This window comes from Flavobacterium sp. (genome assembly GCF_039930565.1).
Lineage (GTDB): Bacteria > Bacteroidota > Bacteroidia > Flavobacteriales > Flavobacteriaceae > Flavobacterium.
On sequence record NZ_JBDTTP010000010.1, the window covers coordinates 1 to 15,884 of the forward strand.

Sequence of the window (15,884 nt, forward strand, 5' to 3'; positions counted from 1 at the left end):
ATATATTGGGATTGGAAAAAGTAGGTGTTACAGACAACTTTTTTGAGTTGGGCGGTCATAGTTTAAAGGTGAACTTATTAGTAAACAAGATCAAAAGCCAGTTAGGATATCAAATTGGTGTAAAAGAAGTGTTTTTAAATCCTACCATTTCAGGGATTATATCCAAATTGAAAGCTTCCTCTTTTATTTCCATACCAGTTGCAGAATACCAGCAAAGCTATGTTTTAACCTCCTCGCAGCACCGATTGTGGGTGTTGAGCCAATTTAAAGGAGGTAATGTGGCGTATAATATTCCAGGTTCATTTGAACTGGAAGGTATTGTCGATTCAGGAAAACTATCTCAGGCGTTTCAGGCAGTCATATCCAGACATGAAATTTTGCGAACATTCTTTAAAAGAAATGATCAGGGAGAAGTGCGTCAATTTATTCTAGAGGCTTCTTCTGTGGATTGTAAAATTGATTATTTTGACTGTAGTGAAATGAAAGATCAAAAAGCAACTTTGGAAAAAAGGGTTGTTGATAGCTATAAGCGTGTGTTCGATTTAGAAGAGGCACCCTTAATACGTTTGCATTTGATCAAATTATCAGAAAATAGACATATCCTGCTTTTCAATATGCATCACATTATTAGTGATGGCTGGTCAATTGGCATATTAGCTAAGGAATTTATAACTATATATAATGATTTGGTTCAGGCAAAAAAAACACATCTGCCCGTACTTACTATTCAGTATAAGGATTATGCCACCTGGATGAACAGTGAACATCAGATTTCTAAATTAAAACGCTCAGCAGCTTATTGGCTTGATATTTTCAGCGGTTCTATTCCGGTACTGGAACTTCCTTCAAGCAAAATGAGACCAAAAATTAGAACGTATAATGGAAATTCGGTTCGCTATGATTTTCCCAAAGATGCAACTTTCAATTTAAAATTGTTTTCAGAAAAGAATGATTCGAGTCCTTTTATGGTTTTAATGGCTGCGGTAAACGGACTTTTGTCGCGATATACCAACAGCAGTGATATTATTCTGGGTACTCCAATAGCAGGTAGAGAACATAGTGATTTAGAAAACCAAATAGGATTGTATTTAAACACCCTTGCCATACGAACCAGTTTCGAACCGGCATCAAGTTTTGAAGCCTTATTGGTCATTCAAAAAGAAACTTTACTGAATGCCTATTCGCATCAGGATTATCCGCTCGATAATCTGGTAGAAGAATTAGGTTTAGGAAGAGATACAGGCAGATCTGCTCTTTTTGATGTTTTGGTTGTACTGCAAAATCAACAGGATTTATTTGAATCGGATAATCTGCAGTTGCAGAATCTCTCATTAAAACCCTATAAAGGTTACAAGAGAAAGGTTAGCCAGTTCGACTTAAGCTTTATATTTTCAGAAAAGCAGGGTCAGTTATCGCTTCAGCTAGAGTACAATACTGATATTTATGACCTTGATTTTGCAGAACGCCTGATTTCCCATTTTGATAATTTCCTTGGGGAAGCTATCGCACATCCCACCCAAAAAATCACCACCCTTAATTATTTAGGTATTGATGAGAAATCGCAATTGTTGTATGCTTTTAATGATACAGCATGCGAATATCCGTCTGGTACGATGGTAGATTTATTTGTAAATCAAGTGGTGAAAACGCCACAAAATATTGCCTTGGTAACCGACTCGAAAAGTTTTACCTATAAAGAACTGGACGAATTGTCTAACGCATTATCCCATTATTTGTTAAGCAATTATAGTCTGGATAAAGAAGATTTGGTAGGTGTAAAATTAGATCGGACTGAATGGCTGCCAATTTCTTTATTGGCGGTTTTAAAAGCTGGCTGCGCTTATGTTCCAATTGATCCCAATTATCCGGCGCAACGTATTGCCTATATTGAGGAGGACAGCAAGTGCAAGGTAACGATCGACCAGGATGTCATTTCTGCTTTTAAACAATCGAATACGATATCCAAATCACTTCCGCAAATTTGTATTAATTCAGATAATCTGGCCTACATTATATACACTTCCGGCTCGACCGGCAAGCCAAAAGGCGTTATGATTACCCATAAAAATGCCTCGGCAATGCTGTACTGGTCGCAAAGGGAGTTTAGCGATACTGATTTTGATATACTGTATGCAGTCACTTCCCATTGTTTTGATTTATCGGTATATGAGTTTTTCTATCCCCTGAGTATCGGAAAACAAATTCGCTTATTACCCAATGGATTAGCAATAGCAGATTACATACATCACAACAAAAATGTCCTGATCAATACGGTTCCTTCTGTAGTTCACGCTCTTATAGACAAAGGAATTTCATTTGAGAATGCCGTGGGGATTAATCTTGCAGGGGAAGCTTTTCCGGTAAGCATTGCCAATCATTTTAAGGATTCGGGCATTGCCCTCAGAAATTTGTACGGACCCTCAGAAGATACGACTTACAGCAGTTATTACAGGGTTGAAGGATTGTATGAGGGTTCAGTTCCAGTTGGAAAAGCCATAGACAACACCCAGTTTTATATTCTTTCGGATGATTTGGCCCTGCAACCCATTGGTGTGATTGGGGAAATTTGTATTTCCGGCGACGGACTATCGAGAGGATATTTGTATCAGCCGGAATTAACAGCAGAAAAATTTATTGCAAATCCATTTATTGAAAACAGAAAACTTTACAGAACAGGAGATTTAGGCAAATGGCTTCCTGATGGTACGATAGCGTGTCTGGGCAGAAAAGATAGTCAGGTAAAAATCAGGGGACATCGCATAGAACTAGGTGAAATTGAACATGTATTGTCAGCTCAGTCGGGAATTGACCATTCATCTGTGATAACGGCAACGGTTAACGGACAACAGGCTATTGTTGCTTATCTGGTGAGCTCTGTTTTGGTAGACAAACAAGAGCTTCGATTATCCCTCAAAAATGAACTTCCCGAATATATGATACCTGGTTATTTTGTATTTCTGGACAAGTTGCCTCTCACACCAAATGGCAAAATCGATAAAAATGCACTGTCGCCAGTGAGTACAGACGATGTAATTCAGCATGAGTATGTGGCTCCTGCAAATGAAACAGAAGAGCAATTGGTTACGATATGGCAGAGCATATTGGGATTGGAAAGAATTGGTATTACAGACAATTTTTTTGAATTAGGCGGAAATAGTCTTCATGCCACCAAACTTTTGTACATCGTACATCAAACCTTTAATACAAAAATTAATATAGAGAAAATATTCGCCAATCCGACAGTTAACTTTTTAGCCATGGAAATCGAAAACTCGATATGGTTAAAAGAAATTCAAAGAACAGATACAGTCAAAAGAATTGTGATTTAAAAGAAAAAAGATTTAGTAATAAGGTTTGTACAATTATAGATCCTACAAATAATAAAAATAGTTATGGAGAATATCGCTTATTTAGTAAAAGATTTAAGAGCACGCGGCATTGGTGTTGCATTATTGGGTGATAATCTGGAAATTTCACAACTCAGGGATGAAATAGATACCGAAACGATTACGCTTATTAGAGAAAATAAAGATCATCTGAAAGATTATCTACGCTCTTTTCTGAATGCTGATACGTATACAGAAATACCAAGAGTTTCTACCCTTTCTAGTTATCCTATTTCTGATGCGCAACGCCGATTATGGGTGCTTAGTCAGTTTGAAGATGGTACCGTTGCCTACAACATGCCATCGCAAATAGTTCTAAACGGAACATATAACATTGAAAATTTTAAAAAAGCAATTCTGGCAACGATTGATCGTCACGAAATATTAAGGACAGTATTTAAGGAAAACAATTCTGGAACTGTAGAACAATATATTCTTACAAAGGAAGATCTCGATTTTAAATTTCAATATAAGGACTTTAGGTCTTTAGCAGATGAAGCGGCATCAGCAATCAATTTATATATTGAAGAGGACAATCAGTTGAAATTCGATTTAGAAAAAGGACCTCTCATCAGGGCTGCATTATTGCAAATGACAGATGACAGCTATACTTTTTATTTTAATATGCATCATATTATTACCGATGGCTGGTCGATGAATATTATATCGAATGATGTTTTTGCTTTTTATGACCATTATACAAATAATAAAGAGCTCGACTTACCGGAATTAAAAATTCAGTATAAGGATTATGCGAGCTGGCAGCTTTCGCAGCTCGATACAGATTCTTATAAAATAAGCCAATCGTACTGGAAGGAACTTCTCAGTGAAAGTATCCCAACTATTGATTTGCCAAGCACCAAAAAACGCCCATTGTTTAAAACCAATAATGGACATAAAATAGGCACTTTTATCTCCAAAGATATCGTAGAGAAGCTTGAATTGTATTGCAAACAACAAGGCGGAACACCTTTTATGGGGTTATTATCGGCCTTAAATATCCTGATTTACAGATATACAAATATTAGTGATATTGTTATTGGATCTCCCATTGCAGGAAGAGAACATGCCGATTTGAAAAATCAAATTGGATTTTACACCAACACTCTTGCATTGCGCAATAAAATTGCAGCCACGGATAATTTTACAAGCTTTTTTAATACAGTAAAACAAAATACACTTCAGGCTTATACCCATCAATCTTATCCATTTGACAGGCTTGTTGAGGATACGCAAAAAACACACAGTACTTCCCGTAATTCATTTTTTGATATTATGATGGTATTTCAAAATTTCGACAATGAGAATAACAATCTAAAATTAGAAGAAGAAAAACTTCCGGAGATTATTGATTTGGGAACATCAAATCCAAAATTTGACATCGACTTTACGTTTGAGATAATAGCAGGTTACCTCAAGTTGATAGTAGAGTACAATACCGATATTTATGATACTGAATTTATCAAAAAATTCACCAATCATTTTAAGGAATTGCTTCAAAATATTTTTGACGATCCGGAAAAAGAAGTATCTAAAATTGAGTTCCTTTCGCAGGAAGAGAAAAAAGAACAGTTATACGGATCTAATGATACAGGAGTTTCCTATCCCAAAGGACAAGATATCATCAGTTTATTTGAGGCTCAGGCAGAAAAAACACCAGATAATATTGCCGTTATTTATAGGGATAAAACAATCTCCTATTCAGACCTGAATGAGATCGCAAACAACTTTGCATTTTATCTGACGTCTGTATTTAATGTGCAGTACGGCGACAGGATTATCGTTACACTTCCACACGACGAAAATCTTCTGGCCGTGCTTTTAGCAGTCAAAAAAATCGGGGCAATTTATGTACCTATTGACCTTGATACACCTCAAAGCAGGATTGATTTTATAAAAGAAGACAGTGAAAGCGCCACGATTATTAATAAAGATTTTTTGATTGAAATGAATTCTTTTAATTACAAAGGAAGAAAAGTGGTAAAAGCAAGTCCAGCCTACAATAATGACATTGAGTTTCTAATTTACACTTCCGGATCTACAGGAAATCCAAAAGGCATATTGATAAAATCAGAAAGTGTATGCAACAGGCTTTACTGGATGTGGAATAATTATCCGTTTAAGGAAAATGAAGTATGTTGTGCAAAAACGGCTATCAGCTTTGTAGATCATATTTGGGAAATATACGGGCCATTATTAAAAGGAATTCCCTTAGTGTTTTTTCAAAAAACCGATATCCTGAATGTCGAAGGTTTTATAAAAAGCTTAAGCGACAAAAAAGTCAGCCGTATTGTGTTGGTACCTTCACTTTTAAGGGCAATGCTGGCATATCCTGAATTATGCAAGGAGAAATTAACACAACTTAAAGTCTGGATTAGCAGCGGAGCAGCATTAAAAAAAAGCGATGTACAGCACTTTTACGCAGTACATCAAAGGGGAGATGTAAAATTAATGAACATATATGGTTCTACCGAAGTAACGGCAGATGCTACTTATTATGACACCTATGAACAGTATAATCTGTATAAGGATTTTGCACTTTTTGATGCTACATCAGATCAAAAAATAGAACGTCTGATTACAAAACACGATGTGTCGAAAAAAATTGTAGCTGAAGAACTTCAATTTCTTTTAGACCGCGATGATTTCAAAGATGTGAATCTGGACTCTCAATGCAATACTGATTCATATCTTAAATTTATTGAAACGACCGTGCTTCCCAACATAATAAATGTTAGCAATTCGGCATTTATTGGGCATATGACGAGCCCTATCCCAAAAATTATCAGGGAAATGAATGCGTTGATCGTTGCTTTAAATCAAAATCAGGTTAAGATAGAGACTTCAATGGTGGCTACTTTGATCGAAAAACAAGTTATCGGAATCTTTCATAATTTGGTATATACAAATAGTGCTGATTTCTATAATGAATTTGTTCAGGCACCTGACCAGTCACTGGGAGTCATTACCAATGGAGGTACCATGTCTAATCTAATGGCATTGAGCTATTCCTTAAATAGTGTGTTGCAGCCAAAAGAAGGGTTTGGCGGTATTAAAAAAGAAGGATTGATCGCTGGTTTAAAAGCATATAACTATGATAGAGTAGTTTTACTGGGCTCAGATTGGTGCCATTATTCATTCGGAAAAGCATTGAAGCTTTTAGGTTTGGGGACAGATGCTTTCATTTCAATGGATTATGAAGGTAAAGATTCGCAAACAATTGAAAAAGAAATAGAGTCGCTAATTGTAAAATTGCGTAGTGAAAAAACGCTTATCTTAGGCTTAGTCGGTATTGCGGGAACAACGGAGTCCGGTAACATAGATCCACTTGATGTACTGGGAAAAGTAGCAAATTCACAAAAAGTCCATTATCATGTCGACGCGGCTTTTGGAGGCAGCTTTTTAACCGATGACAATTTGAGGTTAAAAATGAAAGGTATAGAACTGGCAGATTCTGTGTCTATTTGCGCCCATAAGCAATTGTACATCCCAATAGGTTTGAGTGTTTGTGTTTTTAAAGATCCCAATTTTGTCAATTCTTCAGAAAATAATACACATTATCAAGCCAGAAAAGGCAGTTATGACTTAGGTAAATTTACAATAGAGGGTTCTAAAAATTTCATGAGCTTTGCTTTACATGCCGTATTTAAAATTTTTGGAAAAGAAGGCTTTGCGCAGGTTATCAGACACAATTACAATACAGCCCAATTTTTCGCCAGAGAGATTGCCAATCATCCGGATTTTGAGCTGGCTTATAAACCAGACTTAAATATTGTACTCTACCGCTATTTACCTAGAGAATACAGAGGCAAGAAACAGCTGACAGATCACGATTTAGAATTCATAAACGAAATAAATCTAAAGATTCAGAAGGAACAATTTAAAAGAGGAAATTCTTTTGTATCCTACACACAGATCAAGAAAAAAGAAAATACGCAAAGACATCTCCTGTTCCGTACCGTTTTCATGAATCCCTACACAACAAGAGAAACTTTACAGGCATTGCTTGAAGAACAACTGAGCATAGCTGCTTTTGTAGAGAACAGACCAAACGAGTCTCAGGAGATTATTCAAAGTGAAAATATTTTTATTGGAAAGCCGATAGAGAATGTAAAGGTATATATACTCGATGATTTTTTAAATGTTTTACCAACAGGAGTTATCGGTGAGATTTGTATTAGTGGCGATTGCGTTTCTGCGGGTTATACCAACACTTCAGAAGAGTTTGCTCTCAAATTTATTGACAATCCCTTTTTGCACGGTGAACGCCTGTTCAGGACAGGAGATTTAGGCCGAAAATGGGATGATGGAAATATTGAGTTTATGGGGAGAAAAGATCATCAGGTCAAAATTAGAGGCAATCGTGTTGAGCTGGGTGAGATTGAAAATTCGTTACTCAGAAAGCGTGAGATAGCCCAGGCTGTAATTACTGTGGTTGAGAATGACAGATCTAAGGAAAATGAACTTGCTGCCTATTTTATCTCTACAGAAGAAGAAGATGTACAGGACCTGAGAACATTGCTAAAAAAAAATCTGCCGGAATATATGATTCCTGCTTATTTTGTACAGTTGGATAATTTTCCGGCTCTTCCTAACGGAAAAATCGATTATAAGTCTTTGCCTGACCCTCTGACAAATGGAATCTCTACTAAAGTAGCATATGTGGCACCCCGAAATGCTATCGAAAAAGAATTAGTTGGTATTTGGGAAGAAGTTCTGGAAAGGGAAATGATCGGAGTACGCGATGATTTCTTTGAACTTGGAGGCCACAGCATAAAAGGAACCAGGCTTCTATCAAAAATAAACCGAACTTTTAATGTCGACATAAACATTAAAAATTTATTTATGTCCCCTACAATTGAATATCTGGCAGCACAAATTAAGTTTATAGAAGATCAGGAAAAAATAAAATCTGAAAAAGAATCACTTAAAGAGATAGAGTTATGATTGAATTATTACATAAAATAACAGCGGCAGGAATTGCACTGGAAATCATCGATGGTAAACTAAAAATTTTTGGAAAAGTTGAGGAAATAGCCCCGGAGCTATTGTCAGAAATTAAGCAGCATAAAGAACGCATTACGAAATACTTAGTAGATACAGGTACTTTAAATAAAAATGAAGACGCTGCAAAGGCAATTGTTCCTCTTGCAGCAGCAGCAGATTATGCCCTTTCTTTTGGTCAGCAAAGAATATGGACGCTAAGTCAATTTGAGTCTGGTGCAAGTACTTATAATATGCCTTATGATATTGAATTAGAAGGGAGTTATGATATTGTCTATTTTAACCAGGCAATACAAGATGTCATAAAACGTCATGAAATCTTGCGAACAGTATTTAAAACCAATGAAATAGGAGAAGTTCGTCAGGTTGTAATTCCAGAGGAAGAATTTGTATTTAATGTAACCTATATTGATTATAGAAATTCGGCTAATAAAGTACAAGAGGTAAAAGATTATATAGCCACTGATGTTTTTAAACCTTTTGATTTGGAACACGGACCTTTATTAAGAGCCAGTTTATTACAAACAGAAGACGATCGCTACGTTTTTTATTATAACCTGCATCATATTATTAGTGATGGATGGTCTATGAACCTATTATCGCAGGATGTTCTTAGTTTTTACAACGCTTACGTTAATGAAACGCCATTGCAAATAGAACCGCTCAGGATTCAATACAAAGATTTTGCCAATTGGCAATTAGGACAAATCAACAGTGAGTCGAGTCTAATTTCTAAAAATTACTGGGCGAAAGAGTTGTCTGGTGATTTGCCGGAATTGGACTTACCTTCTGAAATCGCGCGTCCGGCAGTTATGAGTTATGAAGGGCATGCCTATAGAAGCTATTTTTCTGAAAAAGCCACCAAAAACATCAAAAATTTTTCTACAGAAAACGGTGGCAGCCTTTTTACAGCATTATTAGCGGTTTGGAATATATTATTTCATAAATATTCCGGCGAACAGGATATTATTATAGGAAGTCCGACAGCAGGAAGAAATCACGCCGATGTATTCAACCAAATTGGATTTTATGTAAACACGATTGCGTTGCGAAATACAGTAGATCCTGAAATGACATTTAGAACCCTGTACAAGCAAATCAAAGAGCGTACAATAGAATCATACAATCATCAGGCATATCCTTTTGATCGTATTGTTGAAGATTTGGATATCAAAAGAAATGTCGGAAGAAATGCCATTTTTGATGTTTTATTGGTCTTGCAAAATGCAGGAAGTCAAATTACAGACAATGAAGAGAACTTTTCATGCAAAGAAATAGAAGATCTTGGCGTTAAAGCGTCGAAGTGCGATGTAGAATTAAGTTTTGCAGAAGTGGGTAATAACTTATGTTTTGATATTACTTTTAACACAGCGGTATACGATCACGCCAGTATGAAGAGAATGATATTGCATTATAAAAAATTATGGAAAGCAGCATTAAATAATCCTGATATTGCTCTTACTGAAATCTATTATATAACAGAAGAGGAAGAGCAGCAATTACTGCTTGATTTCAACAGGACGGCAGCACCCTATCCACATTCACTATCCATTCCTGAAGTATTTGAGAAAAGGGTAGAAGAATCTCCGGACGCCATTGCAATTGTGTATGAAGACCAAATCCTCACATATGGAGAATTAAATGCACTTTCAAACCAATTTGCTCAACATCTGCAGGAGACCTGCCAAATCAGTCCAAATGACAAGGTCGCCATTCAACTGGAGCGCAATCAATGGTTCGTAGTAGCTTTGTTAAGTATATTAAAATTAGGGGCAGTTTATGTTCCTATTGATTCAGAACTGCCGCAGGATAAAATAGACTTTATAAAAGCTGATTCTGGAAGCACTTGTTGTGTCAACAGGCAAGAAGTTGAGAGATTTGCAGCACGCAGCAAAGAAATAGAAAGCGCTGATTTTAGTTTTATTCGGGTAGAAAATCCGCTTGCCTATATTATGTATACGTCAGGGTCTACAGGCAAACCAAAAGGAGTGCTGATAAACCAAAAATCAATTTTGCGACTGGTAATGAATACCAATTTCCTGGATGTCACTTCGCATACCGTTTTAGGACTTTCGAATTTTGCATTTGACGGCTCAACATTTGATATTTTTATGCCGCTTTTAAACGGATCAAAACTTGTGATCGCTGATAAAAGTATTTTTCTTGATCTTCATAAATTCAATGATTTAATTGTCAGCAATACTATTAGTTGCTTCTTTATGACTACGGCGCTTTTTAATAGCATTGTAGAGGCAGAGTTACCGGCATTAGGTCAGGTAAAATATATAATGTTTGGAGGTGAGCCAGCCTCGGTTAAACATGCCAGAAGATTTAAAGTAGCACATCCAACGGTTAATCTTATTAATGTTTACGGTCCAACCGAGAATACCGTTTTTTCTACGTTTTATCCTATTGAAAGTATTGGCGATCATGATAAAACAATTTCTGTTGGCCGACCTGTTGCAAACAGTACCTGTTATATTCTGGATGCTCAAAATAAATTGGTTCCCATAGGAGTAGCCGGTGAAATATGTGTAGGTGGAGAAGGTCTTGCGGAGGGTTATATCAACAGTCCTGAACTCACAGCAAGTAAGTTTGTAAAACATCCACTTGTCGAGGGAGCCATAATTTATAAAACTGGTGATATCGGAAAGTGGATGGTTAACGGCGATATTGAATGTATTGGACGTAAGGATGATCAGATAAAAATCAGAGGACATCGTATTGAACTCGGAGAAATAGAAAATGCATTATTAAGTGCTGAGAATATCGATGATGCTGTTGTTATGGTTCGAAAAAACAAAAACGGCGAAAAAGAGATCATTGCTTATATGGTGTCCGGAATTGCTCTGAATGTTAGTGAATTGAGAAATGAATTAAGAAAAAAATTAGCAGTTTACATGTTGCCCTCGTATTTTGTACAAGTAGAAAAATTCAATTTAACAACCAATGGTAAAGTAGATAAAAAATCGCTTCCGGATCCGGAAGCTGCCAGTTTGTCTAATGTCGAAAGTTATACAGCACCGCGAAATGGCAAAGAAGAAGCCATTACGCGAATTTGGTCCAACATTCTGCAAAAATCACAGGTAAGCGTGACCGATAACTTTTTTGAATTGGGAGGCCACAGTCTTAAAGTTGCGCGGTTAATAGAAGAATATCGAAGAACTTTTAATGTGAAGCTTACCTTAGAAGCCATTTTTCAAAATCCCATTCTGGAAGACCACATTTTACTTTTAGAAGAAAGTACCTACTCAGAATTTCACGCTATTCCCGTTGTCGAAGACAGTACCAGTTACGCGCTCTCTGCAGGTCAAAAGAGATTATGGACCCTTAATCAGCTTGATACAGCCGGCAATATGTACAATATGTCTTTTCATTTAATATTAGAAGGGCAGTATGATATTGCCGTTCTCAAGCAAGCTATTTATGCCACAGTAAAAAGGCATGAAATATTGCGAACCGTTTTTAAGAAAGATGAAGTGGGAGAGGTGCGCCAGGTAATTATTCCTAATGATTGTTTTTATCTGGAGATACCATTTATAATTATCAAAGATGATGAGGATAAAGAACGTAAAATTAACTCTTATAGAAAAGAAGATATACTTTGCCCGTTCGATTTAGAGCAAGGTCCATTAATCAGGGCCAGTATCTTTCAGGTAGACGATTTAAAATATGCTTTTCATTACAGCATGCATCATATTATAAGTGATGGATGGTCTATGGAGGTGCTGTACAAGGATGTCTTAGCCTTTTATGATGCTTTTCAGCATAATACCACTGTTAATTTGCAGCCGCTAAAAATACAATATAAAGAATATGCAAACTGGCAACAAATGCAATTGGAAGACGAATCAAGACAACTGGATAAAGATTTTTGGAAAGAAGTTCTTAGCGGGACGCTTCCGGTAATTGATTTGCCAACCCAGCAAAGCCGACCTCTTGTAAAAACCTCAGATGGACATCGTTTTAGAACGTATCTTTCTGCAGAACAGACTGCGGCCATTAAGGGGCTTACAGCAGAATATGGCGGAAGTTTATTTATGGCTTTATTAGCCGTGTTTAAAGTTTTAGTACATAAATATACCAGCGAACGCGATATAATTATAGGAACACCCATTGCTGGAAGAAATCACATTGACCTTCTGGATCAAATTGGTTTCTATGTAAATACCATTGCATTGAGAAACGAGGTAATGCCAGAAGTCTCCTTTCTTTCCTTTTATAAAAAAGTAAAAGAACAAACCTTAAAAGCCTACAACCATCAAATGTATCCATTTGATCAGTTAGTGAATGACCTGACTATCCATCATCAAACCTCAAGAAACGCTGTTTTTGATGTGATACTTTCTTTGCAGAATATAAATGCTACTGATGTTGATACAATCGTGTCAAAAGAAAGCAAGAGCACAATTGAAGATTTAGGCGAAGCAGCTGCAAAATTTGATTTAGAAGTAAACTTTCAGGAAAAGGGACAAGGTTTACTTTTTGAGGTAATCTATAACAGTGCTATTTATGATCCGTTTATGGTACAGAATCTTATGAATCACTACAAACAACTTTGGGATGCCATTCTTAAAAATCCAAATCAATTGATTTCAGATTTGGTTTATATTTCAAAAGCAGAAGAATTGCATTTGATTCATACGCTTAACGACTATGTATTAGACTATCCTCAGGAAGATCATTTTATAAAACTGTTTCAAAAACAGGCTCAAAAAGCACCACATGCTTTAGCTCTGGTATATAAGGATACAAAAATGACCTATGCAGAACTGGACCAACTCTCCGGTTATATGGCAAATTATATAAAGAACACGCATGCTGTACAGTTGGAAGATATGGTAGGTATCATGCTTGAAAAAAGCAGTTGGTATGTCATCGCAGTACTGGCTATCCTTAAAACGGGAGCTGCCTACGTGCCTATTGATCTCAATTATCCTGAGGCTCGTATCTCTTATATAAAAAGTAACAGTAATTGTGTGCTAACAATTGATGACAATTTTATAGATACATTTAAAAAACAAACTGTGCTGTCAGAGTATACTAATCCTGCTTTAAGATCATCTAATCTTGCCTATGTAATATATACTTCCGGCTCTACAGGTAGGCCCAAAGGAGTTATGGCAGAGCATAAGTCGTTGCTTAATTTATGTTATTGGCATCAGAAAACATACGACATTACAAAAGATAGCAGATGCTCCTTATATGCTAGTATAGGTTTTGATGCATCTGTATGGGAATTGTTTCCAACCCTTATCAATGGAGGATGTCTGTATCCTATTCCTGAAGAAATTCGCTTAAGACCAGAAGATCTGGTGACTTTTTTTAATACTTATAAAATTACTCAGGCCTTTATACCCACGGTAATGTATAAGGATATGGTACAAAATAGTGCACAGTTGCAACAGTCATTAAAAATCATGGTAGGTGGTGAGGCTCTTATTGTAACAGATTTTCACGAGAAAATTAAAATCTATAATAATTACGGACCCACAGAAAACGGAGTTATAAGTACGCATTATAAGGTAAATAAGGAAGATTCAGGATTAGTTCCTATTGGTAAGCCGGTTGAAAATGTACAAGTTTATATGCTGGATAAGAACGGACTCCTGGTGCCTCAGGGGGTTGTTGGTGAGTTACATTTGGCAGGTGCAAGTCTTGCCAGAGGTTATTTGAATAGCCCTGAGTTAACACAGGAAAAATTTATAACACATCCTTTAGCTACAACAAGTAAACTTTATAAAACCGGAGATTTGGCTAAATGGCTTCCGGATGGAAACATCCAATTTATGGGAAGGATAGACAACCAGATCAAACTCAGGGGGTATCGTATAGAACTTGGAGAAATAGAAGTCGCACTGCAGGAACTGGAAGAAATTAAGGAAGCTGTTGTGCTGGTTAAGGAAATTCAGGGTGAAAAATACATTACCGCCTACATTGTCTGCGAGGAAGATATAGAGCCTGCGGTCTTAAAAAAGCGTTTAGGCAGAACATTAGCAGAATACATGGTGCCAACTTACTTTATTTATTTGGATGCCATGCCCGTGACGACCAACGGAAAAGTAGATACCAGAGCATTACCTAATATTGATAATGAACAATTTAATGATATTGTTAACTACATACCTGCAACGACAGATCTGGAAAAAAAGATGGTTGCAATTTGGCAGGAAATACTAAAAAGAGATAAGATAGGTATTGAAGACAGCTTTTTTGCTCTTGGCGGACATAGCTTAAAGGCAATGAATGTGATTTCTAAAATTCAAAAAGAGTTCAATATTAAAATTGAACTTAAAGAACTCTACAAGGAACCTACCATTTCAAATTTAGTACGCTATATTGAATCTATAGAGATCCTCAACAACCAACAGCTTATTTCATCTGTTGCAGGAGAAGAATTGGTTTTTTAAAGTAGTATTGAAAGGCTTTCATGAGTGAAATTTAACAACAGTTACGAGATTTATTCTTCTAACTGTTTTTTTGTTTTCTGAGGATTCTTCTTATATTATCATTATATTTCTGAAATAAATTTCATGAAAAAGAGTTGTTAAATAGGCGGACAAATTTTAAAAAACCTACGGTCATATTAAACGTCAACAATTTCGTTAGTTGGAGTATAACCTATATTTTTTTTAAAAATTATTAATCCGGGAAGATTAAATAGTAAGACTACCCTTTTGGTTAAAAAGATAATAGTGGTTTATGTTTAATTTTGACTTAAAAATTAACTTATGGAAGATCGATATTCAAGAAACAGACTTTACTTAACTGAAGAGGAACAAGAAATTATAAAAAACTTTCCAATTTTGTTAGCAGGAAGTGGTATTGGCAGTGTAATTGCCGAGTGTGCACTTCGTTTTGGTTTTGAAAAAATTACGATTGTAGATGGTGATCAGGTGGAACGCTCCAATTTAAACAGACAAAATTATACTGAAGATGATGTCGATACAAATAAGGTAGACGCCATAGCCAGACGATTGAAATCCATTAATAAAAATGCCCAAATCAACTGTCTCGATTTTTTCTTAACAGTTGAAAATGTTGGCGATCATATTAAAGGACATAAAGCAGCCATTAATGCACTGGATTTTTCATCTCCCGTACCGCTGATATTTGATACGGCCTGCCAAAAATTAGACATACCAATCATACATCCGTACAACATAGGGTGGGGGAGTCTTGTTACGGTAATTGCCAAAGATGGTCTTCTGTTAAATGCAATAGCAAGTTCCAATGAAACATTTAATGAGGTAACCCTGGTAGAATACGCCTCGAGTTATATGAGATTTTGGGGAAATCCACAACAATGGATTGACGATATTATCGAAAAATACAGAAATGAGGACAAACCATTACCTCCGCCACAATTGTCTATTGCATCATGGTCAGTAGCTGCGGTATGTACGCATTTGCTTTATAATATTGCTACCGGTAAAAAGTTTAAAAAATTTCCAGAATTTTATTTGTCCACTATTATAGACCAGGAAGTATAAA

General features: G+C 36.2%; 4 protein-coding genes. All 4 read left to right on the forward strand.

Translation table 11 applies throughout. The annotated features are described in order from the left end of the window. Positions 1 to 3,329 (forward strand): amino acid adenylation domain-containing protein (locus ABI657_RS04480; protein WP_348096046.1); only part of this gene is annotated, 3,329 nt, incomplete at its 5' end. Between the two features lie 63 nt (positions 3,330 to 3,392). Continuing rightward, complete coding sequence (locus ABI657_RS04485; RefSeq protein WP_348096047.1) at positions 3,393 to 8,333, forward strand: condensation domain-containing protein; 4,941 nt, start codon at positions 3,393 to 3,395, stop codon at positions 8,331 to 8,333. Beyond that, positions 8,330 to 14,800: an amino acid adenylation domain-containing protein gene (locus ABI657_RS04490; RefSeq protein ID WP_348096048.1), complete on the forward strand. Its 6,471-nt coding sequence runs from the start codon at positions 8,330 to 8,332 to the stop codon at positions 14,798 to 14,800. Before ABI657_RS04485 ends, ABI657_RS04490 begins: the two co-directional genes overlap by 4 nt. A 321-nt stretch (positions 14,801 to 15,121) precedes the next feature. Beyond that, the gene (locus tag ABI657_RS04495; RefSeq protein ID WP_348096049.1) at positions 15,122 to 15,883 is read left to right on the forward strand and encodes a ThiF family adenylyltransferase; all 762 of its coding nucleotides are present in this window, start codon (positions 15,122 to 15,124) and stop codon (positions 15,881 to 15,883) included. Position 15,884 lies beyond the last annotated feature (1 nt).

Coding starts and splice junctions, on each gene's coding strand:
- ABI657_RS04495 (WP_348096049.1), top strand. CDS start 15,122: ATGGAAGATCGATATTCAAGAAACAGACTTTACTTAACTGAAGAGGAA.
- ABI657_RS04490 (WP_348096048.1), top strand. CDS start 8,330: ATGATTGAATTATTACATAAAATAACAGCGGCAGGAATTGCACTGGAA.
- ABI657_RS04485 (WP_348096047.1), top strand. CDS start 3,393: ATGGAGAATATCGCTTATTTAGTAAAAGATTTAAGAGCACGCGGCATT.